The 24,804-nt window shown below is 58.1% G+C and carries 20 protein-coding genes; 9 read left to right on the top strand and 11 right to left on the bottom strand.

Annotated elements, in window-relative coordinates:
• The first annotated feature begins 146 nt into the window (after nucleotides 1-146).
• Nucleotides 147-473 (top strand): RcnB family protein, encoded by a 327-nt coding sequence (locus M504_RS21415; protein ID WP_198137608.1) that lies wholly within the window; start codon nucleotides 147-149, stop codon nucleotides 471-473.
• Between the two features lie 84 nt (nucleotides 474-557).
• Nucleotides 558-1,625 (top strand): purine nucleoside permease, encoded by a 1,068-nt coding sequence (locus M504_RS13855; RefSeq protein ID WP_047492372.1) that lies wholly within the window; start codon nucleotides 558-560, stop codon nucleotides 1,623-1,625.
• A 73-nt stretch (nucleotides 1,626-1,698) separates the two neighbouring features.
• Here the strand turns inward: M504_RS13855 and M504_RS13850 are convergent, their stop codons facing one another.
• The 6 genes from M504_RS13850 to M504_RS13825 all read right to left on the bottom strand — a co-directional run bounded on the left by M504_RS13850 (nucleotide 1,699) and on the right by M504_RS13825 (nucleotide 6,323).
• Nucleotides 1,699-1,896 carry a hypothetical protein gene (locus M504_RS13850; RefSeq protein WP_047492370.1) on the bottom strand — a complete coding sequence of 66 codons (198 nt, stop codon included), beginning with the start codon at nucleotides 1,894-1,896 and terminating at the stop codon, nucleotides 1,699-1,701.
• A gap of 172 nt (nucleotides 1,897-2,068) precedes the next feature.
• The gene (gene bshA / locus M504_RS13845; RefSeq protein ID WP_047494999.1) at nucleotides 2,069-3,208 is read right to left on the bottom strand and encodes an N-acetyl-alpha-D-glucosaminyl L-malate synthase BshA; all 1,140 of its coding nucleotides are present in this window, start codon (nucleotides 3,206-3,208) and stop codon (nucleotides 2,069-2,071) included.
• Nucleotides 3,209-3,393: 185 nt separating this feature from the next.
• Nucleotides 3,394-4,140, bottom strand: a complete 747-nt coding sequence (gene aqpZ / locus M504_RS13840; RefSeq protein WP_047492367.1) for an aquaporin Z — start codon at nucleotides 4,138-4,140, stop codon at nucleotides 3,394-3,396.
• A 155-nt stretch (nucleotides 4,141-4,295) separates the two neighbouring features.
• On the bottom strand, nucleotides 4,296-4,886 hold the full coding sequence (pyrR, locus tag M504_RS13835) for a bifunctional pyr operon transcriptional regulator/uracil phosphoribosyltransferase PyrR (RefSeq protein WP_047492365.1): 591 nt from the start codon (nucleotides 4,884-4,886) through the stop codon (nucleotides 4,296-4,298).
• Nucleotides 4,887-4,952: 66 nt separating this feature from the next.
• Entirely contained in the window at nucleotides 4,953-5,654 is a 702-nt protein-coding gene (locus M504_RS13830; RefSeq protein ID WP_047492362.1) for a hypothetical protein, read from the bottom strand.
• A 48-nt stretch (nucleotides 5,655-5,702) separates the two neighbouring features.
• The gene (locus tag M504_RS13825; protein ID WP_047492359.1) at nucleotides 5,703-6,323 is read right to left on the bottom strand and encodes a hypothetical protein; all 621 of its coding nucleotides are present in this window, start codon (nucleotides 6,321-6,323) and stop codon (nucleotides 5,703-5,705) included.
• Nucleotides 6,324-6,753: 430 nt separating this feature from the next.
• Between M504_RS13825 and M504_RS13815 the strand changes: the two genes are divergently transcribed.
• Nucleotides 6,754-7,311, top strand: a complete 558-nt coding sequence (locus M504_RS13815; protein ID WP_084214339.1) for a MerR family transcriptional regulator — start codon at nucleotides 6,754-6,756, stop codon at nucleotides 7,309-7,311.
• Between the two features lie 112 nt (nucleotides 7,312-7,423).
• Complete coding sequence (locus M504_RS13810) at nucleotides 7,424-8,755, top strand: sugar MFS transporter (protein WP_047492354.1); 1,332 nt, start codon at nucleotides 7,424-7,426, stop codon at nucleotides 8,753-8,755.
• Nucleotides 8,756-8,823: 68 nt separating this feature from the next.
• Here M504_RS13810 and M504_RS13805 read toward each other — a convergent pair whose 3' ends face one another.
• Nucleotides 8,824-9,729 carry a DUF5666 domain-containing protein gene (locus M504_RS13805; protein WP_156993771.1) on the bottom strand — a complete coding sequence of 302 codons (906 nt, stop codon included), beginning with the start codon at nucleotides 9,727-9,729 and terminating at the stop codon, nucleotides 8,824-8,826.
• A 109-nt stretch (nucleotides 9,730-9,838) separates the two neighbouring features.
• Here M504_RS13805 and M504_RS13800 point away from each other — a divergent pair, with 109 nt between their 5' ends.
• The 3 genes from M504_RS13800 to M504_RS13790 all read left to right on the top strand — a co-directional run bounded on the left by M504_RS13800 (nucleotide 9,839) and on the right by M504_RS13790 (nucleotide 14,633).
• On the top strand, nucleotides 9,839-11,881 hold the full coding sequence (locus M504_RS13800) for a M13 family metallopeptidase (protein WP_047494993.1): 2,043 nt from the start codon (nucleotides 9,839-9,841) through the stop codon (nucleotides 11,879-11,881).
• An 80-nt stretch (nucleotides 11,882-11,961) separates the two neighbouring features.
• Nucleotides 11,962-13,485 (top strand): lipopolysaccharide biosynthesis protein, encoded by a 1,524-nt coding sequence (locus M504_RS13795; protein WP_047492348.1) that lies wholly within the window; start codon nucleotides 11,962-11,964, stop codon nucleotides 13,483-13,485.
• 2 nt (nucleotides 13,486-13,487) lie between these two features.
• Entirely contained in the window at nucleotides 13,488-14,633 is a 1,146-nt protein-coding gene (locus tag M504_RS13790; RefSeq protein ID WP_047492346.1) for a putative nucleotide-diphospho-sugar transferase, read from the top strand.
• On the opposite strand, the gene M504_RS13785 is transcribed toward M504_RS13790, so the two are convergent.
• Together M504_RS13785 and M504_RS13780 are read right to left on the bottom strand one after the other, a co-directional pair.
• A complete protein-coding gene (locus M504_RS13785) occupies nucleotides 14,630-14,881 on the bottom strand; it encodes a GlsB/YeaQ/YmgE family stress response membrane protein (RefSeq protein ID WP_047492344.1) in 252 nt (83 codons plus the stop codon). The two genes, M504_RS13790 and M504_RS13785, sit on opposite strands and share 4 nt — an antisense overlap.
• A gap of 76 nt (nucleotides 14,882-14,957) precedes the next feature.
• The gene (locus tag M504_RS13780) at nucleotides 14,958-15,806 is read right to left on the bottom strand and encodes a glutaminyl-peptide cyclotransferase (protein ID WP_084214430.1); all 849 of its coding nucleotides are present in this window, start codon (nucleotides 15,804-15,806) and stop codon (nucleotides 14,958-14,960) included.
• Between the two features lie 51 nt (nucleotides 15,807-15,857).
• Here M504_RS13780 and M504_RS13775 point away from each other — a divergent pair, with 51 nt between their 5' ends.
• Nucleotides 15,858-16,406, top strand: a complete 549-nt coding sequence (locus M504_RS13775) for a gluconokinase (protein ID WP_232296284.1) — start codon at nucleotides 15,858-15,860, stop codon at nucleotides 16,404-16,406.
• An 8-nt stretch (nucleotides 16,407-16,414) separates the two neighbouring features.
• Here M504_RS13775 and M504_RS13770 read toward each other — a convergent pair whose 3' ends face one another.
• Nucleotides 16,415-16,702 (bottom strand): zinc-ribbon domain-containing protein, encoded by a 288-nt coding sequence (locus tag M504_RS13770; protein ID WP_052200733.1) that lies wholly within the window; start codon nucleotides 16,700-16,702, stop codon nucleotides 16,415-16,417.
• Between the two features lie 21 nt (nucleotides 16,703-16,723).
• Between M504_RS13770 and M504_RS13765 the strand changes: the two genes are divergently transcribed.
• Entirely contained in the window at nucleotides 16,724-17,917 is a 1,194-nt protein-coding gene (locus tag M504_RS13765) for an NAD(P)/FAD-dependent oxidoreductase (RefSeq protein WP_047492341.1), read from the top strand.
• Here M504_RS13765 and M504_RS21410 read toward each other — a convergent pair whose 3' ends face one another.
• Nucleotides 17,918-24,535, bottom strand: coding sequence for a choice-of-anchor D domain-containing protein (locus tag M504_RS21410; protein WP_052200732.1), 6,618 nt, complete (start codon nucleotides 24,533-24,535; stop codon nucleotides 17,918-17,920).
• Nucleotides 24,536-24,804: the final 269 nt, after the last annotated feature.

Here is a 24,804-nt window from a genome sequence, read left to right as displayed (position 1 = left end):
TATCGCGCATGCGAATCTTTGCGAAATCCTCATCGGCACACAACATCCTGCAGTGGCAACACGGTGTCTAAACGGTCTGTGTCGGCGGTGCACAATGTTCGCCCGCAGGACGAGAACGAAGGAGTACAGAAAAAATGAAGACCAACATGACCAGGTTTGCAGGTGTGGTTCTGACATGCGCGATGGCCCTGCCCGCAGCATCGGCTTTTGCTCAGCACTACGATGATCACCGCGATGATCATGGGCATCCTCCTCCGCCGCCCCACGGATATGTTCGCCACGATAACTGGCACAAGGGATATCGCATGCCGCCCAATGACTGGAATCGCGGCCGCCGCGTCGACTACCGCAGCTACCACTTGTCTGCACCGCCGCGTGGCTACGAGTGGCGCGAAGTGGATGGCAACTACGTGATGGCAGCAGTGGCAACCGGCATCATCGCATCCGCGATCGTGGCTTCGACCGCTCATTAGTTCTGACAGCAAGACAAGTAAAGGGTGAGTGGCCTCTGTGCCACTCACCCTTTGTGCTGATGTCGGTTGTGTTTTCCTGAATGTATGCGTCTTCGCCAGATTTTCAGCCTGCTGCCCTTCGTATGCAGCGTCGCAGCACTCTCGCAACAGCCGGTTTTGCGCCCGAAAGTTGTCATCGTCAGTTACTTCGAAGTGGGCAACGATACCGGCGACCGTCCCGGTGAGTTGCAGCTGTGGGTAGAACGCGATCACCTGGATCGGGTGATTGAAGTCCCCGGGATGACGCGCGCCGTCCGTGCAAACGCTGACGGAACAGAGATTGCTGTCGCCGTCGGGCCCGGCAACATCAAGCCCGGTGTGAATCTGATGGCCCTGGGTAGCGATCCCCGCTTCGATCTGCGTCAGGCGCACTGGCTCTTGAATGGCATTGCAGGCATCTCACCCGCTGACGGCACCATTGGCGACGCCGTGTGGACAGACTTCATCATCAACGGCGATTTGGCGAAGGAAATTGATCCGCGTGAATCACCCAAGGATTGGCCGGATGGTTTCCTTTCGCTCGACGGTGTCACGCAGTCCGACCCCAAGGGTGGCGCGAATTGGGAAGATGATGTCCGCACATGGAAGGGCGCGGACGCGCACGTGAACCGGCGCGGCAACGTGATTCGCATGAACACGGCGCTCATGCAGTGGGCGTTTACGCTGACACGTGACGCAAAGCTTCCGGAAGACGACGCCATGCGTAAACTGCGGCTTCAATACAAGGGGTTCGCAGGCACAGCGCGCAGCCCCAAAGTGATTATCGGCGCGAACATGGCCACAGAAATCTTCTGGCACGGCGCAAAGATGGATGCGTGGGCGCATCGCTGGGTGGAGTTTGAGACAGACGGCGTGGCGCACCTGGGCACGACCGCGATGAACGACACCGGCTCGATGCTGGCGCTATGGTCGCTGACGCAGCAAGGCAAAGCGGACTGGAATCGCGCACTGTTACTGCGTACCGCCAGCAACTTTGACATGCCCGCTCCGGGTGTGACAGCAGCGGAAAATCTGGCCAGCGAAAAGCACGGCGCATACACCGGTTATCTGCCGGCACTCGAAGCCGCCTACACCATAGGTCATCGAGTCGTTGCCGAATGGATGAAGATGTAAGTGTCTGCAGACACAATTGAATGTGATTAACTCTGGCTTTGAACAAATTGCGATTGCTGCCAGATAGACTCCGCTAACCTGCGTGCTGCTTCTGAGCGATTTCCTGCACCTTCAAGTTAGCCTTTACCAGCGCAGCGTAGGCTTCGCGTATGAGCGGATTATTACCCGGAACATGCAGTAAGCCATGTGGCGTCAGCACCGAATAACCGCCATCGCTGCCCTTACTGCCGATTACCATAATTACTTCTTCAATTTCCTTGATGTTCGCCATAAGCTACCTCCCATTTCGCGGGGATAGTAGCACATCGCGAAATTGCGGAAATACTGGTAATTCGAGATATGTTCGACCATCCACGTCTTATGTCGGCTGATAGCTCCCGGTCGCGAAGGTATCCACGCCACTCACTTTCGCAGCGTCAATAACCTATAAAGAACCTGAACATTTACGTGGCGCCGTTCAACACCTGTTCGTAATAGCGCTCGTACATGGGAATGATCCGGCTGGTGCAGAACTTGTCCTGCGCCGTCTTGCGGGCGGCTGCCGCCATCGCCTGCTGGCGCGGTTCGTCTGCCAGGATCTCAATCGCCCCTGCGGCCATCGCTTTCACATCGCCAACGGCAAAGAGCAATCCATTTACGCCGTCTTCCACCAGTTCCGGCACTCCGCCTACGCGTGTGGCAATGCACGGCACGCGGCACGCCATACCCTCCAGCGCAGCCAGGCCGAAGCTTTCCATCTCTGACGGCATCAGCATCAGATCGCCCAGCAACAACAGGTCCTGCACGCTGTCCTGCTTGCCTAGAAAGTGAATGCGATCCTGGATGCCGTAACGCAGCGCCAGCGATTCCGCGATGCTGCGGTCTGGTCCGTCGCCAATCAGCATCAGCCTCGAAGGCACTTCGCGCGCCACGCGCGCAAAGACTTCCACGACATCGCCGACACGTTTTACGCGACGGAAGTTTGAAAGATGAATGAGTATCTTCTCGTCCGCTTTCGCATAACGAGGACGCAGAGCGCGCCGCTTTTCATCGTCCGGCTTGTAGACATCGCAATTTACAAAATTGCGAATGACCTCAATCTCCTTCTGCACGCCAAAAGACCGCACCGTGGTCTCTTTCAGGTCCGCAGAGATCGAGGTGACACCATCACTTTCTTCAATGCCGAATTTCGTAATGGGAAGATAGCCGGGGTCCTGCCCGACGAGCGTAATGTCTGTGCCGTGCAGCGTAGTGATAAACGGCAAGCGGATGCCGCGTGCCGCCAGCATCTGCCGCGCCAGCAGCGCGCTTACGCTGTGCGGAATGGCGTAGTGAACATGCAGCAGATCCAGCCCGTAAAACTCCGCCACTTCTGCCATGCGGCTCGCAAGCGCAAGGTCATACGGGGGATATTGAAACAAGGGATAGCTGGTGACTGCCACCTCGTGGAAGAAGATGCCTTCCTCACGACCCGTCAAACGAAACGGCTGTTGATACGTGATGAAGTGCACCTGGTGGCCGCGCGCCGCCAGTTCAATACCCAGCTCCGTGGCAACGACGCCACTGCCGCCATACGTGGGATAGCAGGTGATGCCGATCTTCATCGTGCACCGTCGCTGCCACATGCCGTTGCTAAAAACGTCGCTGTCATCTCTGTCATAAGAACAAACCCGCTTGTCCCCGGGCAAATTGTCCTCATCTGATTCATGCGACCGCGCTCCAGATGCAGAAGAGGGCATGACGATGTATGCCATGCCCTCTTTCCATGCTTCTTTTCCAAACGCGATTCTTAACGAACGTTAGCAACATCCTGTTCGGTGGCTTTGAATACCGGCGTTTCTTTGTATTCGCTGAAAAGCAATTCATAGATCAATCCACCGACCAAACCGCCGATCAGTGGAGCCACCCAGAAGAGCCACACCTGCTGTAACGCCCATCCGCCTACAAATACCGCCGGTCCAAGGCTGCGTGCCGGGTTGACCGAGGTGTTCGTTACCGGAATGGAGATGAGGTGAATCAGCGTTAGTCCCAAACCAATGGCAAGCGGCGCAAAGCCGTTGGGAACGCGCTTATCCGTGGAACCCATGATGATGAGCAGGAAGAACGCTGTCAGCACAATCTCAATCACCATGCAGGCCATCAGCGAATATCCGCCAGGAGAATGGAGACCATAACCATTGGAAGCGAAGCCACCTTCCAGGCTGAAGCCAGCCTTGCCGCTGGCAATGACATAAAGCACGCCCGCAGCTGCGACCGCGCCAATCACCTGTGCCACCCAGTACGGAATGACATCCTTCGCCGGAAAGCGCTTGCCCGCACACAGGCCCAGGGTGACAGCCGGATTGAAATGGCCGCCGGAAATATGGCCCAGCGTATAGGCCATGGTGAGAACGGTGAGGCCGAAAGCCAGCGCCACTCCTGCAAAACCGATGCCCAGCGACGGAAACGCAGCCGCCAGCACCGCGCTGCCACATCCACCAAACACCAGCCAGAAAGTACCGAAGAACTCTGCAATACAGCGTTTGCCAAGGGGCATGAAAAGTCTCCTCCTGAGAGAATCCCGATCCGCTAAAGAGCCAGAGCCGGGACGAAGACTTTCTACGCCCGCACGGTGAATTTTGCATCTGTATTTTTTGACAGAAAGGAAAAACCGGCCAAATGACCGGTCTCCGTCTTTCGTTTTGCTACGAGTTAGTCCAGACGCTCCACCAGCAACACCTGGTCGTTGCCGTCGACCTCGCGCAGCTTCACTTCGATGATTTCTTTCGAGGAAGTGGGCACAACACGACCGATAAACTGCGCTTCAATGGGCAATTCGCGGTGACCGCGATCAATCAGCACCAGCAGACGCACCGAGCGCGGGCGTCCGTGATCAAACAACGCATCCAGCGCGGCGCGGATGGTGCGGCCCGTGTACAGAACGTCGTCCAGCAGGACGATGTCGCGGCCTTCAATATCGAAACCGATGTCGCCCTTCTCCACGATGGGCTTGTTACCCGCCGTGGATAAGTCATCACGATAGAAGGAGATATCCAGCACGCCAGTCTGTACCGGTTGCTTCTCAATACCTTCAATGATCTTTGCGATGCGCTGGGCCAGCGGGATGCCGCGGCGCTTGATACCAACCAGCCCAAGGTTGCTGCTTCCCTCCTGCTTTTCCACGATCTGATGGGCCAGGCGCACCAGAGTACGGTCAATCTCAGAGGCCGACATTAGTCGCCCCTTCTCGCGGATGTTGGGCTTGGAGGTAGTGGTTTCGGGCGTGGTGATTGCGTCGCTCATCGTGCCGTGATGATAGAAGGAGGCGAAGCGCGGGGCAAGCGGCGCCCTGTATCAGACTGCCTGCCTCTACTGCGTGAGGCGCTGACGACGCGAGCGCAACAGCGCCCCTGCCAGCCAGCCGCAGACCGTTCCTGTAATCACCAGGAGCAGAATGCTGAAGACATGGCCCATCAGGAATGATCCCGCAAGAAACTCCGGCGAACGAATAAATCCGATCAGTTCCGGCGGCTGCGGACCAGCTTCCTGCATACGCACCATCATGGAATCGAAACCCTGCTGCAGGGCGCTATCGAGGGTGGTGGAATGGTAGTGATAGCGCAGGGTAAACCCGACCGCTCCCGTAAGAAATGCGATCCAGGCACCCACCATGAGGCCCAGCGTGGCGCCAAGCCGGCCGCCAATGATCGGCGAGATTTCGCGTCGCGGACGGCTGCGGTGATAGAGCGTCACAGCGGCCACGGTCAGCAGCGGCATGGCCAGCAACGACAAACCGCCAGCAGATCCGGTGGCAACAGTGCCAGGCAGCAGGCTGGGTGCGATGGCTCCCACGGCAGACACCAGAGCGACCATGCGAAGGCCTGTTCCCCAATCCAATCGAGGATGATCCAGCCGTTTTTCCGGCTCGCCTTCGGCGGGCGACGGCACGACAGCCACCATCGCCTCAGAAGATACGCGCAGTTGTGGCAGGCCGCAGACAGCGCAGAACGCCGCCGTATCACCATCGACTATCGGTAACGCAGCTCCGCAGCGCGCACAGTGTTCCGTCATATACCAAGGCTATCGCGTTTCAAGATGCCCTGACCGCTGGCCGCGAACTTAGTTCGCCTGCTTGGCGTCGTCACTATCCGTAGGCAGTTCCAGCGCGACCAGGCCAAACTTTGTGCCGCCGTCCTTTGCCTCAAAGCCAACGATGTGCTGCCGCGACTTCGACCCGGCTTTTAGCTCCGTCTCGTTGGCATCGAGCTTGATCTTGTTCTTCTGGTCGTTGCTCACCGAAATGTGATTGTCGTTGTCGCAAGTTAGCCCCTGGGCCGTATGCGAGGCTGAACCATTGACCGGATTCTTGCCCTGACATTCGATCACGTCACCGTACTGCCCCAGCGCCTTCTGATAAAAGGCGCGCACCTTATCCGGGCTGTCCGTGGAGGTGTATCCCTGGGCCAACACACGCAGGTGGAACGGACCGAAATTCATATTCACGTCCGCGGAGCTTTCATCGTTGTCCTTCTTCTTCTCGGGTACAGCACCGGGATAAACGGGAAGGCCCAGTTTCGCGGAGACAGCCGCATTGTCGGTCTTTACCGACATGCCACCGAGCGGCGTCTGGATATCGACATTGCTTTCCTTGCCGTTCGCATCCTTTTTGGTCTGAATAAAGCAGCCAGCCAGCGGAAGAAGAAGCGCAGTTGCGGCAATCAGGCGTACACGTGCATGCATGACAGATCCTCCTCGCCACCGGAAAACACACATGTAGCGATGTGGAGAGAATACGGCGGTTTTTCACTGCCGGTTCCCTGTGAATTTTGTCCACAGAAAAATTGCACCACTTTCTTGACAATCTTGATATCTTACCCCAATATTTAGTGTGGCTGGTGAAGTCCATCCCATCCGTAGCGTTGGCATAGTAGGTTCGGGGTCTTTTCGTCAGGGAGACGGCCCCAGGAGGCAAACCGACGCGGCGATTGGAATTTCGACTGCCCGCTGTTCCTGTCCATGAGCGAGGCCCCGCCCAATGCGGGGCCTTTTTTTTCCCCCTTTTCCCCCATGAAAAGGGGAACCACGGCCGTTCCCTGCCGTAAAAAAGCCACGCAAACCGCATCCGCGAGAGCTACACTGACCCCAAACGCGGCACTCGGAGCAGACATTTTTGGCATCTCTTCAGACAACGCGAACGGACACGAAGCGGAAGCCGAAATCCGTAGCGACCCTGCAGATTCCGGACAAACTCTACTTCCGCATTGGCGAAGTCTCCAAGCTGCTGGATCTGCCGCCGTATGTGCTGCGTTTCTGGGAGACGGAGTTTCCGCAATTGAAACCCGGCAAGGGCGGCACAGGACAGCGCCTTTATCGTCGCCGCGATGTGGAAACGCTCGCCGAAATCCGCCGCCTGCTTTACGACGAGGGCTACACCATCCCCGGCGCGCGGCAGGCGTTGAAGTCCGAGGCGAAGCGCCCCGAACCGGAGCCAGTGGTCGAAGCCCCGGTTATAAAGAAAGCTGATGCGGAAGACACCACCGCGTTACGGCTGCGCAAACTGCGTTCTGATCTGAATGAGATTGCCTCGTTGCTGGACCGGCCCACCGCAGGGCAGCGCAGGACACATGCTGCTCCGCATCGCGGACTCTCTGTTGCGCCGCGTCGTCGTCCTGTATTGGAGATGCCGCCTTCGCTCTTCGCCCAGCCAGGCGATTCCGGCGGCGAATAGCGGCTGAATCCGGCAAATACGGGTGCGAAAGCAACCTCGTGTGCGCTAACCTCAATAGCGACAGCCGGGCACAGAAACGCCACGGAACTCACACGAAAGAAGATCTCGCCCGATGGCCTTTGTTGCCGCCTCATCGTCCGGCTCAAATCATTTCCGCCGTACCCAGACCGATTACCGCGCGATGACCATCGCGACCACCCTGTTTTTCATGTGGGGCTTCCTCACCTGCATGAACGACATCCTGATTCCGCACCTGAAGAGCATCTTCTCGCTCTCCATTGCGCAGTCTGCGCTGATCCAGACGGCGTTCTTCGGTTCTTATTTCGTATTCGCCCTCCCAGCCGGCAAGCTGGTGGAATATCGCGGCTATAAGTACACGATGGTCACCGGCCTGGGCGTGGCGGCTGTGGGTGCGATTCTGTTCATCCCGGCAGCGCGGCTCGCGTCGTACCCCTTGTTCCTGGGTGCGCTGGTGATTCTTGCCGCGGGAATTACTGCACTGCAGGTTTCGGCGAATCCGTTTGTCGCCAGCATCGGCCCGGAAGAAACAGCTTCCAGCCGATTGAACCTGTCGCAGGCACTTAACTCCTTCGGCACCTTCATTGCGCCCATCATCGGTCGCTACACGATTCTTGCGGGTGTGGGTGCTGCCGCAGCCGTCACCATCGCCAAGTTCACACCCGACGAACTGGCGGCATACCGCGCGCAGCAGGCGTCCACCATTACGACGCCGTACCTGGTGATCACCGGCATCCTGGTTCTGCTGGCCGTCCTGCTGTACACCGTGCGGCTCGACAACAAGGAACACCTCACCGTTGACCTGCGCCCCATCGCGGGCTTTGGCCCCGGCATCTGGAACCAAACATGGCTGTGGCTGGGCGCGCTGGGCATCTTCCTGTACGTTGGCGCTGAGGTTTCCATCGGCAGCTTCCTGATCAACTACTTTGGCGAGCCCAACATCGGTGGCCTCACCGAAGTGGCAGCCGCCAAGTACGTTTCTTACTACTGGCTGGGAGCCATGATTGGCCGCTTCATCGGTTCCGCCATTCTGCAAAAGGTGCGCACCGGTACCCTGCTGGGTATCTTCGCGCTGGTGGCGTTTGTACTGGTGATCACCAGCGTGTTCTCCGGCGGCCACGTTGCCATGTACACCATTCTTTCGGTGGGCCTGTTCAACTCCATCATGTTCCCCAGCATCTTCACGCTGGGCCTGGCCGGGCTGGGCGAACTGACTAGCAAGGGCAGCAGCCTGATGGTGCAGGCGATTGTGGGCGGCGCGATTATCCCCTACGTTTACGGCCACTTCGCCGATCACGTGGGCTACCAGAAGGCCTTCCTGATTCCCGCAGCCTGCTACGTCTACATTGCGATCTACGGCTTTGCCACCACGCGCCGCCAGATCCACACCGACCCGCTGGCGAATCTGCGCATCGACCCGGTATAAAGAACCGCAATCAACAACAGAAAGGGAGCAGCCGAATCGCTGCTCCCTTTCTCTTTGCACTGATGAAATTATTGCTGCGGAGGCGGAGGAGGTGCATCGCCATTGCCGCCATTCCGACGACCTCCCGGAGGTCCGCCGGCACGCTGTTCCTGCACACGCAGATCGGTCGGCACAAAGACACCGCCCTTCACCGAACCAAGGCCAATCACGCTATCGCCCACCTTCACATCCGCCAGCGTGATGGACTCTCCCTCGGCATTCGGAGCAGGGCGATTGGCACCGTTACCACCGCCATTTCTGCCGCCCTGTCCCATACCGCCGCCACCAGGTCCCATACCGCCGCCACCAGGTCCCATGCCGCCGCCCATGCCCATCATGCCGGTATTCAATCCGGCAGCCTGCAGCGCGGCGGGATCCATGCGACCGCCCTTGCGTAGGCTGGTCGTCTCATCCAACGAAATCGTCTGCGACACCTTATCCGTGCGCATGATGGTCAGCTTCGTTTCGTCAATCGCGGTGATGCGGCCCACGATGTACGTTTTGCCCAGGTTCGCCTTCGCCTTTGCGACGTCTGCAGCGGGCACATCCATCACCATCATGGCGTGGAGTTCGTGCTTGTCAGCATCAGGCATGCCCATGCTCATCACTTCATCGCCGGGTTGAATGCCGGAGATAGCCAGTGTCTCGCGACCGCGCATCACGCGGGTGTTTTCCGTGGTGATGATGGTCCAGGTCGTTCCTGCGTCATCCTTTACGACAATGTTCGATCCGCTGACCGACGCCACCGTACCGCGCGTTGCACCGCCGCGACGGCCACCCTGCCCACCGAGACCGCCCGTTCCTCGGCGCATTCCCTGTCCCTGCGCATCCTGCTGCGGCTGTTGATCGCCGCCACTGGTGGCGTTCTGCCCAAAGGCGAGCGTGGACAACGTGAGGGCAGAACACAGTACCGCAGACTTCCAGAGCGTTTTCATGACGAACATCCTCTCGCATGTACAGACGCGATGACCACACGAAAGACGCGGTCAGGCGCGAAAATGCATCGTGGGCGCAGCGGCATAGAATGTGTGGCTGGAGTACTTCATGAAACTGTTCCTTTCGGCTGCCCTGGCGGCCCTGCTCACGACATCGGTCCCACTCGCTGCTCCCGCACAGCAGCGCGGCGTGAACGCCACCGCCATCGACAAGACGGCCAAACCCGGCGACGACTTTTACAAGTACGCCAACGGCACCTATCTCGCGAAGCTCAGCATCCCCGCCGATCGCAGTTCCGTCAGCACATTCTCCATGCTGGACGACCGCGCACAGAAACTCGTCGCCGCCATCGTCACCAATCCAGAGCTACAGCACGCTCCCGCGGGCTCTGATGGCCGAAAGATCGCTGACCTCTATCGCTCGTACATGGACGAAGCCGCCATTGAAGCGCACGGCCGCGCCGCGCTCGACGCGCAGTTGAAACCCATTCTGGCCATTAAGGATCGACACGAACTCGCCATTCAGCTTGGCCGTTCGCTGCGCAATGACGTGGACGCGTTGAACAACACGAACTATCACACGGCAAATCTGTTCGGCCTGTGGGTGGCGCCCGGTTTCAACGACCCCGACCATTACGCACCGTACCTGCTACAGGGCGGCCTGGGTCTGAGCAGCCGTGACTACTACCTGAGCGATGCACCGCGCATGAAACAAGTGCGTGAGGCGTACGGCAAACATCTCGCTTCGGTCTTCCATCTGTTGGGCTACGAAAATGCCGACGCGCGTGCCACCGCGGTGCTCGCTCTGGAAACTGCAATTGCGCAGAAGCAGGTGTCGCTCGCCGACAGCGAAAATATTGAACATGCCAACAATCCGTGGACACTGGAAGACTTTGAAAAGAAAGCGCCCGGACTGGATTGGAAAACCTACTTCGCCGCCGCGGGGCTGGGACATCAGAAGACGTTCATCGTTTGGCAGCCAACCGCGTTCACTGCGGAAAGTGATCTCGTGAAATCGCAGCCCGTCGCTGTGTGGAAAGACTTCCTCATCGCGCACATCGTCACGGCTTACGGTTCCACCATCTCGAAAGCATTTGCCGATGAGCGATTCGAATATGTGAAAACCATCACCGGCACACCATCGCAACGCCCGCGGCAGCAGCGCGCAGTCATGCTGGTGGACGACATTCTTGGCGATGCCATCGGCAAGATATACGCAGCAAAATACTTCACGCCGGAAGAAAAAGCGCGGGTGCAGGTGATGGTCACGAACCTGATGACGGCCTTCCGCACGCGACTGGAAACGCTGACATGGATGGCGCCCGCCACACGCAAAGAAGCCATCGTGAAACTCGATGCGTTGCAAGTGAGCATTGGCTACACAGAAAAGTGGCGCAGCTACGCCGCACTCGAAATCAAGCCGGATGATCTCTTTGGCAACGTGTGGCGCGCAGGCCGCTTCGAGTATGAGTACGCGCTCTCGCAGATCGACAAACCAACAGATCGCAAAGAATGGACGATGACGCCGCAAACGGTGAACGCGGTAAATCTTCCGCTGGACAACGCACTCAATTTCCCTGCGGCGATTCTGCAGCCACCATTCTTTGATCCTGCACGCACCGACGGCGCAAACTATGGCGCGATTGGCGCTGTGATTGGCCACGAAATTTCACACACCTTTGACAGTGAAGGCGCCGCCTTTGACAGCAAGGGTCGTGTGCGCAACTGGTGGACCGAGGCTGATCTGAAACACTTCAATGACTCCACTGAAGCACTGGCGAAACAGTATGACGCTTATGCTCCCTTCCCCGATCTGCACATCAACGGCAAGCAGACGCTGGGCGAAAACATTGCAGACGTCGCCGGATTGCAGGCCGCATACGACGCGTATCGTGCATCGCTGAAGGGTAAATCTGCACCAGTGGTCGATGGTCTTACGGGGGATCAGCAGTTCTTCATCGCCTTTGCACAGAACTACGCAGGGCTGGAACGCGAAAACGTATTGCGTGCGCAAGTGCTTGGCGATCCGCATTCGCCGGGCATGTATCGCGCAGCTACCGTACGCAATCTTGACGCGTGGTACGACGCATTTGGTGTGAAACCCGGCGATGCGCTCTATCTGAAACCAGAGGATCGTATCCACATCTGGTAATTATTTTTGACCGCACTGCAACAGAGGACGCTGCATGGCAGCGTCCTCTTTCTTCTGGTGCAGATAAACTAACAGGAACAATGAGATTAAAGCGCATCCTGCAATTGCTGGTGACGGCCTTCCTGGGTCAGGGATTAACCGTGCTGATGCAGCTGTTAGTTCCCCCCTTCTTCCTGAAGTTTTATGGACAAGGCGTGGAAGTCTACGGCGAATGGATCGCGCTGAGTGCCAGCGTGAACTACCTGGGCACGCTCAATTACGGCGTGCAGACCTACGCCAACAACCAGATGACCATCCTGTTCACGCGCGGCGACATTCCCGGCGCGAAGGCGATTCAGGCGAGCGCGTTTCGCCTTCTGTTGCTGGTGTTGCTGGTGTTCATGGTCGGTGGTTTGGTTGTCTTCGTCATTCCCGTGGCGCACATGCTGAAGCTGAGCCATGTTGGTCCGCAGGCCGCGGCACTCACCATGTATCTGCTGATCCTGCAGATCGGTCTGAACATGTTCTTCAGCCTGCTGACGAATAGCTACATGGCAGTGGGTCGTCTGCATCGTGGAAACTACATTTCCAGCGCGCAGCGTTTTCTTTGGATCATTAGCATGGCAGTGGGTGTGGCCATGCGTAGTTCGTTCCCGGTGCTGGCCGCACTGCAGCTTGCCACACTGCTGATCTTCACGGTCTATGCGCTGTTTGATTTGCGCCACACAGAACGCGTGCTAGTCCCCTCATTGAGCGATGGCTCGTGGCCAGAAGTAGGCCGCATGTTGAAGCCCAGTTGGCACTTTGGACTAATCGCCATGGCAGGGTTTCTCACCTGGCAGGGTCCGGTCATTGTGATTCAGCGCGTGCTTGGCCCTGCGATGGTCACGCTGTTTTCACTGGTGCGAGTGGTCTTCCAGATGTCGCGCCAGATTCTTTCCATGGCATCGAACGTCATCGGGCAGGACATCACCATGCTCGTCGGTAAATCCGACTGGGGCGAACTGCGGCGTCTTTACGATCTGTCAGAACGCGTGGTGCTGTTCCTGATTCCCGTGGTCAGCATCGGCAGTCTATTGATGTGTCCGCTCCTGTTTCATCTGTGGCTGCACGACCGCATCGACTATCACCCGTATCTCTGCATTGAGATGGCAATCGTTTCTGCCGTGTTGGGGTTGAAGGAACACAAGACACAGTTCCAGTCCTCAAGCAACGAGCACGAGAAGCTGTCGACACGCATCTTCATTGGCTACGCCATCATGCTCGCGATCTCGGTATTCACGATGCGTTCGTGGGGTGTGGCGGGATTCATTGTGACGTGGCTGGTGTGGGAGATTCTGCAGACCGCGTATGTGGTCTACCTGAATCACAAACTCTTCCCCGATGACGCGATGATCGACAACAGTCTGCTGCGCCGCTTCATCATCTTCATCATCGCGGCATTTGCGCTCACATCGTTCCCTGCAATCGCAGCCGCACACTGGACGCTACCTGTCTCCACCGGCGTCGCGCTTGCATCTACGCTGCTACTCGCTGTTGCGGCTTATGCAACCTTCCGCATGGATGAACTGCGCGTGATCCTGATGAGTCGCTTCCAGCGCAATCGCCCCACGGAGGCCGCGTAACGATGCGTCTCGGCATCGCACTCAGCAAGGCGTTGGCACGCATGCACCTGTGGTATCCCGCCGCTGTTGTGCTGGCGCAGACACCGCTGCGCGAACTGGATCGCCACTCCGTCGGACGGCTTTCGTATGCATTGATGCTGTCGCATCGCATGAAGCCCGGCAGCGTGCATGCGCTGTTTCGCCGCATCGTGGAGGATAACGGCGAGCGCACACCCGAACTCACTCTGGAACTGGCAGAGATGGCAACACGCATTGAAGAACCTGCTCTGTCCGACGACTTTCTCGAAGATGCAGAGAGGAGTGCGACGACCGCTGGAAATACCTTCATAGCCGACACCGCACACAAACTGCGCGCGCTTTCTGCTGCACTGCAAGACGGTTCACTGCAAGCGCACATTCGTGAGGAAGTGCAGACGCTTGCGACCAGCGACGACGGCTCACCCATCGTCCTTGTACCGCTCAGCGGCGGTTATCTATCGATGTTCGGTCTTTGGATACAGCAGGTGCGAAAGCACATTGGTTCGCGCATTGTGGTGCTGGCGATGGATGATGCCGCACTGCAAGTAACGGAGACGTACAACGACGTCCACGTTATAGATTGCCGCAGCTTCTTCGCATGGAACGAAGGCAAGCTCAATCCGAAGACGCGTGGCGTTCTGTGGCTGGTGCGGACGCTGTACCTGCGCGCACTCGTTGCAGCAGGTCACTCTGTCATGGTGCTGGATCTGGATGCCATCCCCGTAGGCGATGTGCTTCCACTGCTTGCATCGCTTCCGGATGTAGATGTCATCGCGCAACTGGATCACAGCATTCCCATGGACGTGGATCGCGCACTTGGGTTTGTCCTTTGCTGCGGCTTCATGCTGTGGCGTCCTACTGTCGCCGCACAAACATTGCTGGATCGCTTCGTCACCGCAGCACAAGTCGAGCGCGATGACCAACTCGCGCTGAATCATCTTCTAGTAGCAGACGGCATCGTGGAAAAAACAAACGGAGCCAACGCAATGCGTTTTGGGTCCGCCGGTGTTCAATTCGCCTGCCCCGATCCTTCGCTTGTGTCACGCACACTGCATACAGGCGGCGTGGTGAGGCACTTCCATCAGCAAGGCCAGACGATGGAAGAACTGCGAAAGGCCCTGGGCGTTTAGGCCTTTCGGGCCACAATCAACCGGTAAATGCCGAGCAGGATCATAGCGCCAATGATGGACATGATCCACCCTGCGGATTGCCCCGGTTGATACAGGTGCAAAAATTGCCCTAGATACGTTCCTACGAACGCACCTGCAATACCCAGAAGAATCGTGATGATGAAGCCGCTCGGATCTTTGCCGGGCATCAAAAACTTCGCCAACGCGCCCACAATCAAGCCGATGATCAGCGTTCCAATCAGGTGCATACGCATTTCTCCTTGCGAAGCCATCTACATCAGGTAGAAATCGTTTTACGCCAGAACAATGGACAAGGTACAGCGATTACTTCTTCGGACCAACCTTGATTTCGAAGATGGTGGGCCACTGCTTGCCGGTAATGAAGATACGATCCTTGGACTGGTCGTACGCAATGCCGTTCAGTACGCTCTCATCATCGCGCTTTTCTGATGCAGGCAGAATGCCGGTGACATCGACCCACGAAAGCACCTTGCCATCCTTCGGGGAAATGCGCGCGATGCGCTCCAGGTGCCACACATTAGCCCAGATTTCGCCGTTGATGTACTCCAACTCATTCAACTGATCAACAGGCTTGTCGCCGTCCTTCACATCAATGTGGCCAATCTCTGCAAACGTCTCCGGATTGCGAAAACGCAGCGTCGCCGAACCATCGCTGGTAATCAGCCGCTTGTTGTCATGCGTCATGCCCCAGCCTTCACCGGTATAGGTGAAGGTGTGTAGAGGCTTCAACGTAGCGCGATCCATCACCACGCCGATGTGTGTCTGCCACGTCCATTGCAGGATGTTCGGGCCCCAGTCCACAACGCCTTCGCCGAAGAAATTGTTCGTCATCTTGCGTTCCTGCAGCACCTTCGCCGTGGCAGGATCAAGCACCTGGATGCCGCTGCGGCCTTCCATGCCAGTGCCTTCGTAAAATTTGCCGTCCTTGTACAGGAAACCTTCCGTATAGCTATCCGTGGAGTGCGGATACTTCGCCACAACGCTGTAGCCATACACCGGCGCGACGGTCGCAGGAGCAGCAGGCGCCGCCGCAGCGGTGGCTGCGGCTTTCGGAGCATCCGACGGAGCTGCAGATGGTGCGGAAGCCTTGCATCCACAGGCGGACACGAGCAGGAAGGCGGCAGCGGGCAGAAGGGCGGAAAACGAACGCATGATCACCACAACAGATTAGACGCGGCCCCCGGGGTGGATGCAATCCCATTGATGCCGCACAATAGAAAGAAGAGAGGTCTTACCACAGTGATCCTGATCCTGATGGGTGTTAGTGGCACCGGCAAAACCACACTGGGCACCATGCTTTCAAAGGAGACGGGATGGCCGTTTCTGGACGGCGATGACTTTCATCCCGCAGCAAACAAGGCCAAGATGGCCGCCGGCCAGCCGCTGGACGACAACGACCGCGCACCGTGGCTGGCCATTCTGCACGCCAAGATTGAGGAATACGCCCAGCGTGGCGAAGGCATGATCATGGCCTGCTCTGCCCTGAAGGCCGCCTACCGCGATGTGCTGCGTGGCGAACTTTCACGTGACACAGTGCGTTTTGCCGTTCTGACAGCGCCGCAGGAAACCATTGCCGACCACCTGCACCGTCGCGCGCACGAGTTCATGAATCCGAATCTGCTCACCAGCCAGCTTGCCACGCTGGAAGATCCGTCCGAAGACGAGGCATGGCACATCTCCGTTGCCGGAACGGCACAGGAGTCGCTGGATGAACTGGACACAAAGCTGCGCGAAGTGGGAGCTATCGCGTAAATCCGCGTTTACCCGAACAGCGAAGGCTCTTCTGCTGGAACCGGCAGGCCCGGTTTACCGCCATCGCACACCGGGCATTTGCGTTGATGCACGCGGATGCCCGCCTCGCCATACTCGTGGCCGCAACCTTTGCAGCGCAGAACATAGACGCTTTGGCCGGGAAGATCGTTTACGGCACGCGACGCCTTGCGCACGACGGTCTGGCCGTGATGGTTCGTGGTGCCTGGCTCAACAGTGGTTGCACGCGGAGCAGAACGCGCTGCACGTGCCGGGGGAATATAACGGCGTAACTGCATTCCCAATAGGATAAAGATCAGATGTCCACAACGCCTACTTACGATTGCATTGTCCTTGGCGCAGGCGCCGCAGGAATGTTCTGCGCGGCACAGGCTGGCGCGCGCGGCCAGCGGGTGTTGCTACTGGAAGCAGGCGAACGAGTGGGACGGAAAATCCTGATCAGCGGTGGCGGCCGTTGCAATTTCACCAATATCCATACGGGCCCGGCGAACTACCTCAGCGAAAATCCGCACTTCGCCAAGAGCGCCCTCGCACGCTACACTCCACGCGACTTTATCGGTCTAGTGGAGAAATATCGCATTCCGTATCACGAGAAGACGCTGGGACAGCTTTTCTGCGACGGCAGCGCGCAGCAGATCATTTCACTGCTGGAATCGGAGTGCCGCGACGCTGGTGTGCAGACGCAATTGCGAACCGCAGTGGAACGCGTAGAGCAGACAGACGGCGGCTTCCGCGTGCATACCTCCGCAGGCGAATTCACGTCGCGCAATGTTGTGGTGGCAACTGGTGGACTATCGATCCCCAAACTCGGAGCTACCGGCGTTGGTTATGACATTGCACGCAGCTTCGGGCTGCGTATTGTGGAACCTCGTGCAGCGCTGGTTCCCTTCACGTTGAGCGACACAGAACGCGAACGCTGGTGCGATCTTTCTGGATTGTCCGCGGAAGCAATTGCAACCACCGCGCCGCGTAAAAAAGGTCCAGCACCCAAATTCCGCGAAAAGATCCTCATCACGCATCGTGGATGGAGCGGCCCTGCCGTATTGCAGATCTCGTCGTACTGGCAACCGGGAGAGGCTGTGCATTTTGATCTGGCGCCGAAAGCCAATGTCTTCACGCCGATGCTTGCAGCGAATCACCGCCGTGACGACGCCACGGCGTTTGCCCTGTTGCGGGCTCATCTTCCGCAACGCATGGCGGAACGATGGCTGTATGAAAACGCTCCGCCAGATTGGAAGAACACATCCATCACCAGGCTGGAAGAGCGGCTGCATGCATGGCCCGTAACACCCGCAGGAACTGAAGGCTTTGCGAAAGCCGAAGTGACCGCAGGCGGCGTTAGCACAGCAGAACTGGACAGCACGACGATGCAGTCAAAGAAAGTTCCACGGCTTGTCTTCATCGGCGAAGTCGTCGATGTGACAGGCTGGCTGGGCGGATATAACTTCCAGTGGGCGTGGGCCAGCGCGCATGCCGCTGCAGTGGCGTTGTAGTTACTGAACCTTCAATGTGAGCGGTACGGTATGTGTGACACCCGCAGCCGTCGCAGACACCGTAATGGTGTAGCTTCCTGACGGTGTAGTGCCGCTGCCACCAGAACCTCCTGACGCACCATCGCTAGCTGTCTTTTTGCCCGAACCGCATCCCTGCGCTCCAGCAAGAACGAAGAACGCTACCAACGCTAGAGCGACCCCGCGCGAAATCTTTTTCCGCATCATCCATAACGGAAGTGGCAGAAGAAAGAACAATAGCGGCTTGCCTGTGATGGCGCTTGCGGTGGTGCCCGTCAGTAATGTCACGGTGACAGTGCCAGTGGCGGAGAGATCGCGATACTGCGGTGTGATGGTGCACTTGCTTTGAGTGGGCGCTCCAGAGCATGCAAACGTAACCGCGTCAGACGAACTTGCGGAAGGTCGCAACAACAACGCATAGGCTGCGCTCTGGCCGTTGCTGACCGTCGCAGAGCTCGCACCGCTGGCTGTGAAACTGAAATCAATTCCAGTGCCGGAAAGCTGCGTGATTTGCGTCGCTGCGTTACTCGTGACGACGACACTGCCCATGCGGTCCCCTGCTCCATCCGGCAGAAACGCAATGCCCATCGAACAACTGCCGCCGACAGGAATCGCGCTGGTGGAGCATGTGTTGCTGCCAGCCACAATGCCGAAATTTCCACTGACTGTGACCGCGGAGATGGTCAGCGGCAGACCGCCGTTATTGGTCAACGTCAATGTTTGGGCAGCACCTACCGAACCCACGCCGGTGTTTGCAAACGTGAGACTTGCAGGTGACAGCGAAACGCCCGCACCAGCGATTGCGGTGCCGCTGAGCGCAACCGTCTGCGCACGCTGCACGTCGCTTATCTGAAGAACTCCCGTCAATGCTCCTACATGTTTGGGAGCAAACGCGACGGTCACCGCACACGAAACATGCGCTGGCAGAGTGGCACCGCAAGCATTGACTGCCGTGAAATCGCCCGAGAGTACCTGGGCATTCACCAGCGTCAGCGGAACGTCACCGTTGTTCGTGATTGTGATCGTCTGGGGTGCGCTTGTGGTGTTCACCTCTTGTGTTCCAAAGCTGAGTACCGATGCAGAAATTGCATCTGTGGCTTGAACAGTTCCCACGCCGGTAAGAGGAACAGTCTGTGTTCCTGCATCGCTGACAATCGTGAACGTCCCGGTACGAGTGCCGCTCGTCGTGGGCCTGAACACGAGAGAAACAGTACAGCCTACCTGGGATACCAGCGAGAGTCCGCAGGTGTTCGCCTGGATGCTGAAGTCGCCACCAGATACAGAGATGTTGCTCAACGCACCGCTGTCAGTGCCTGTGTTGGACACAGTCACGTTTGTGACTGTGCTGGTGCTTCCAACAAGTTGCGTCCCGAAATTGACAGCAGTCGGCGTCAGCGTGATGTTGAACGAGCCTTTGCCATTGCCGCTAAGAACCGCGGTAGAAACGCTACCGGCAATTCCATTGTTATCACTTGGAATGGAAACTATCCCTGCATGCGCTCCCACCGACTTCGGTGTGAAAGTGGCAGCGAGTGTGCAGGTCCCGCCACTTGCAAGCGAAACCCCGTTGCAATTGGTGCTGACGGCAAAATCATCCGTCACTGTAATGCTGCCCAGCTTAAGCGCACCACCTCCAGTGTTTGTCAGCACAATATCGCGCGCGGCTGTAGCGGTATTCAGCGTGGCGTCGTAAAACGCGATCGACGTGGGCGCTATCGCAAGCGTGCCCGCGACACCCGTGCCCTGCAAGGAAACAGAGCGCAGTGCATCCGCATCGGCAAGGGAAAGGATGCCGGAATGGATGCCCGCCGTTGATGGCGCAAAGGCCACTCCGATGCTGCAGGATGCGGCAATGCCCAGGCTGCTGCCGCAGGTGTTTGACGTGATGCGGAAGTCACCGTTGATGGTTGCCGCAGCCAGCGTAGCCGCGGCCGTTCCATTGTTCGTAAAGCTCACTGTCTGCGCCGAAGAGATTTTTGTTAGTGCGGTATCGGCAAAACTAAGCAGGGCAGGAGCGAACGCGACCGATGCACTTCCCTTACCGCTGCCGTTCAATGTGACCGCATGAGATGTAGCATCATCTGCCAAAGTCAACGTGCCGCTACGTGCACCATCCACCGAAGGCACGAAGGTAACGGTAATGCCGCAGGTCCCTCCTGCCGCAATGCTGGTGCCGCAGGTGGTGGAAGTGACGCGGAAGTCGCCAGTCGCTGATGGCATACCGAGGCCGGTAGGTGCATCGCCTGTATTCGAGACAGTGACCGTCTGGCTACCACTCTGACCAAGAGATACGATCCCAAAATCGGCGACAGTTGGCGACAACGCCACGACGGCCTGCCCCTGTCCATTCCCGCTCAAAGACACGGAGCGAGAACCCAGCGCATCTGTCCACGTGAGCGCTCCGGAGTGCGCACCAGCGGTCGTAGGCACAAAGGTGACAGAGATCGAGCATGACATGCCCGCCGCCAGCGATGATCCGCAGGCGTCCGATGCCACATGAAAATTGGCATCGCCGCTGATGGTTCTTCCATTCAACGCGAGCGCGGCCGTTCCGGTATTGGATATCTGCACAGTCTGTGCGGCGCCGACGCTGCCAATCCCGACATTGCCAAACGCCAACACAGAAGGCGTAACGCTGATCTGTGCCGCACCCGTACCTGTCCCTGACAAGGTAGTAGTGGCCGTAGATCCGTAGTAGGTGTCATGCAGCGTGATAAACCCGCTTCTCAGTCCTGTTGCCGTGGGCGAAAACACCACCGTTAATTGGCAGGAAGCTCCTGCAAGCAACTGCCCATTGATGCAGGTATTCGCTGTGACGCCGAAATCGCCAAAGGCCTGCAGAACTCCAAGCAACATAGCGATTCCCGAAGAATTCGTTACGGTAATCACCTGGCTTGCGGACGTGCTGTTGACTGCGGTACTCGCGAACGTGAGTTGCGCGGGCATCACCAGCGAACCTGCAGGGAGCGCACGTCCAGAGAACGGAATCGTATGGCTACCCGCGTTATCCACGAAGGTCATGCTTCCGGTTCGCGTTCCGACTTGCGTAGGGAGGAACACCGCGATGACTGTGCAGCTTTTTCCTGGCAAGATCACGCTGTCGCATGTCTTGCTTAACAGGCTGAAGTCCCCAACGAATGACGGGCCAGTCAACACGCTGGAGGCAGTCCCGGTATTCGAGATCGTGAACGTGGAAGCGAAGGGGAAATTAACCGTTGTGTCGTGAAACACCAGTGATGTGGGTGAATACACCACATTCGCTGTACCAACCCCATTCCCGTTGAGAAATGCGATGCTGGTGCCGGTGTTATTGGTCAGTGTAAGGGTGCCGTTATTCATGCCACTGATTGTGGGTGCGTACGCGACCGACAAAGTGCAGGTCGCGCCTGCGTTGAGCGTGGTGCCGCAAGTACTCGCGGTCAATTTGTAATCAGCGCTCACCACTGGCATGTTCAGCGTTGCTGTAGCCGTGCCAGCGTTGCTCACCGTGATCGTCTGCGATGCGGAAACGGCATTCACCGCAACATCTCCAAACGCAATGGACGTCGGCGAAATTAAAACCTTCGCGACACCAGTGGCGGTTCCGGCAAGCGCCACCGTTGCATAACCACCAGGAAGATTGGCAACCACCTGCACTGTTCCCGTGATGCTTCCCTCGGTCACCGGCGCAAAACTTACCGTGAGCGTGCAAGTGCTGTTTATTGTCAGCGAAGTCCCGGAGCACGTATCCGTCTCCACGAAGCCCGCACTGGCCGATGCGCCGGTAATCTGCATGGCAGCCGTGCCGGTGTTCCTGAGAGTGATTGTCTGCGATGCGCTCGTTGTCCCCACAACCTGTGTGCCAAACGTCAGCGATGCGGGTGAGAACGTGGCTGCTGCAGCCGCTGTTTGTCCTGCGGTGAGCAGCGGGATCTGCCAGATGCCACGACCATACGTGCCCGCGCGCAACACGCCTGCCGCAGAGCTGCCAGCAACACTGATGCCCGGCGACGCGAACAACGATGTCACCGGCGCATTCGGAAGCGATGCTCCATAGACGCTCCAACACGCACCGGTGGTTCCGCTCACCGTTGCAACGCAAGCGGTCACATCCTGCGCCACGTACACACCCGTGTCCATCGCCACGTAGACCACAGCCGGATTGTTCGGATCAACCACAACAGCGTTCGCAGGTGCATTCGGCAGATTTGCGGAAATGTTCAACCACGCAGCGCCGCCATTGGTGGAACGATAGACATGCGGATAGCCGAAACCCTGAATCGTCGCATAGACCGTCATCCCCGTGGGATCGTTAGGGTCCACAGCGATGCTGGAGACATCAAGTCCACCTGAATTGAAGCGGCGAGACGTGTCGTTCGTGACGGAGTTCGTCGTCAGATCAGTCCACGCGGTCGATGATCCCGCAGTCGACGCTGAAGTCGTGGCATAGATATGTCCCGCAGAAATGGAACCACCATCCAGCGTTCCGCCCAGGCCTGCATACAGCACAGACGACCCGCTATTCTGCGGACCGCCACTGAAGATCGCCCGTCCACCCGCAGCCAGAGACCGGATCGTCGTATCACTGCCGTTACAGGGACTGTGTGTCGTGCTGCCCATCGGTGCACTGATTGTGTTCGACGTGCTCCACAGGCCGCCTCCATCCTCAGGCCCGCGCCACACGCGGCAAGTACCCACCAACACGTTCGTATTCAGCGCAGGGTCAAGCAGCGCAGGTGGATCCGTCAGTGATGCGTCGCGACTCACCTGCGAAGCCCCAATCGACGTAGGACCGCTGAAGTCAGTTGCGGTACAAAGCTTTCCATTCGCGCAGGCATGCAGAGCCACACCAGCACCAGCCTGCAACAACCAGTTGCGACCATTGCCCTGATCGATAGCGACTGCGCCACTCTCAGCCGCATTCAGTTGCGTCCACGGCGCAATGGCAGAGGCCTGCGCTGAAGTCGTACTCGCAGCACTGCCGTTTGCGCCAAGCGCCGCAAGAAGCACATTCACATCGGTAGGGTCCGATGCAAAGCCTGAAACCTCTGCAAGCGATCCCAGCGAACCATTCAGATTGTCAAAGTGCGTGGCATCATCGGCACTGCATACACCCGCCTGCTGCTGCACACCATCCAGCGATCGCCATAAACCACCATCATTGCCAAAGAACATGGTGGGCGTCGCAGAATTCCCCGCAGTCAGGCCCCATGCAATTGCATGCTGCGCCGGTGCGACTCCCGCAGGAGCAGCGCAACCAGTCGTGGCGTTGGTCGTATTGCGCAGCGAACATCCACTCGACAGGCTGCAACGATACAGATCGGACGTTCCAAGGAAAAGCAGTGTGTCACTGGCAGAAAGCGATGTCGCCGCGGGAATCGCTGCCAATGTCAGGTTGTAATCGCCCTGGGGAATACTTCCCGCGCTCTCCACGGCAGAAGTGTCAATCTTGTTTGCCCATGCGATCGTTGTGGACGCACAAGCCGATCCGGAGATTGCGCAGGCATCCTGCCACAAACCCTGGCTGCCATTGTTCGGATCAACCGTCACGGCAAACATGTCACCAGACACAGGCTGCACAGCCAATGTGCCGCGGAAGATGGGGCACGCCTGCAAACCATAATCACCCGGTCGCGGCTGGCAATTCGCTGCCGTCAATCCAGTGCCGGGCTGGTTCGTCAGACGCGTCCATGTAATGCCGTCGGTGGATTCGTAATATCCATGTGAACGAACCGCCGCATAAAACTTCTTGCGAATCGGATTCCACACCACCGACGTAGCTGCATTGCCGCGAAAGGTGGCGTAATTGGTGGTGCGATTTTGAACGACCGAACTGCCATCCTGAATCGTGGCAAGCGTCCACGTCTGCCCCGCATTCGTGGAATAGTAAAGACCGCGCACGCCGGGATAGTTTGTTGCGCGAACGTTCGCAGCCTCCGCCGCCGAAGATACCGCCATCACCACCAGTTGCGGCGACGCGGTACTCCATGCAAACCCGGCGATGCCTTCTCCAACAAAAGAAGCGCTGCCCGCCGTCTGTACCAACGACCACGTCTGGCCGTTATCCGCGGACCGCAGAACACCTTCACCGTAGTAGCTATCCAGCGCATCGTTCGGGTCACCCGTTCCCGCAAGGATGACGCCAGTGCGCCCCGGCTGCACAGAGACAGCACCAATGGACAACGAAGGAATCACTGACGTTCCGCCATTGGGCGAGAACACAGGAAGCGTGTCGGTCAGCGGTGTGAACGTGGCTGGGCTTGCAGTCGCATTGCTGCTCTTCCAGACGCCACCACCGGAAGTTCCCACATACAGTGTGTTGTTGCTGGCATCACTTGGGTCGAGCGCCAATGAGGTGACGCGTCCCGTCACCAATCCATAACTCAATGACTGCACCTGCACCGGGCCAACCGCAGTCCACGGCGTCGCCAGCGAAGTCGCCTGTGCCCGGACCAGACCAGCCTGTTGCGTCTTTGCCGACACCAGCGCCGCAGCAGGCGAATCCTGTTGCGGTGCCTGATGCGACCGCACAAACGCTCTTGCCCTGCGAACAGCTGCAGCAGGTTCCTCCACCGCCGTTCGAGCGCGCATTGCCTGCGATTCCAGTTGCTGGGATCGCATCACGCTTCCAGAAGAGGCAAAGAGAAATACCACCACCGTGAGGCAGCCCGCGACAGACCCTCGCTGCAAACATCTCAAGTGGACTGTTGCGTCGTTCCAAAACGGCAAAATACGAAATCCCCTCAAACAGGAACCTGGTGGCGCGCAAAACGCGCATAGGTGCGCGTTGCACGGCTTATGCCGCAACCCTGTAATACCTGTGAGAGAACTCTCAGTTTCAACAGCCACTGAAAGCAGAAACGGGGCAGCAATCCGCCCCGTCTACAGCT

This window comes from Terriglobus sp. TAA 43 (assembly GCF_000800015.1).
Taxonomy (GTDB): domain Bacteria; phylum Acidobacteriota; class Terriglobia; order Terriglobales; family Acidobacteriaceae; genus Terriglobus.
The sequence above is the reverse complement of the archived record's forward strand: the minus strand, read 5'-3'. Positions and strand labels throughout refer to the sequence as shown.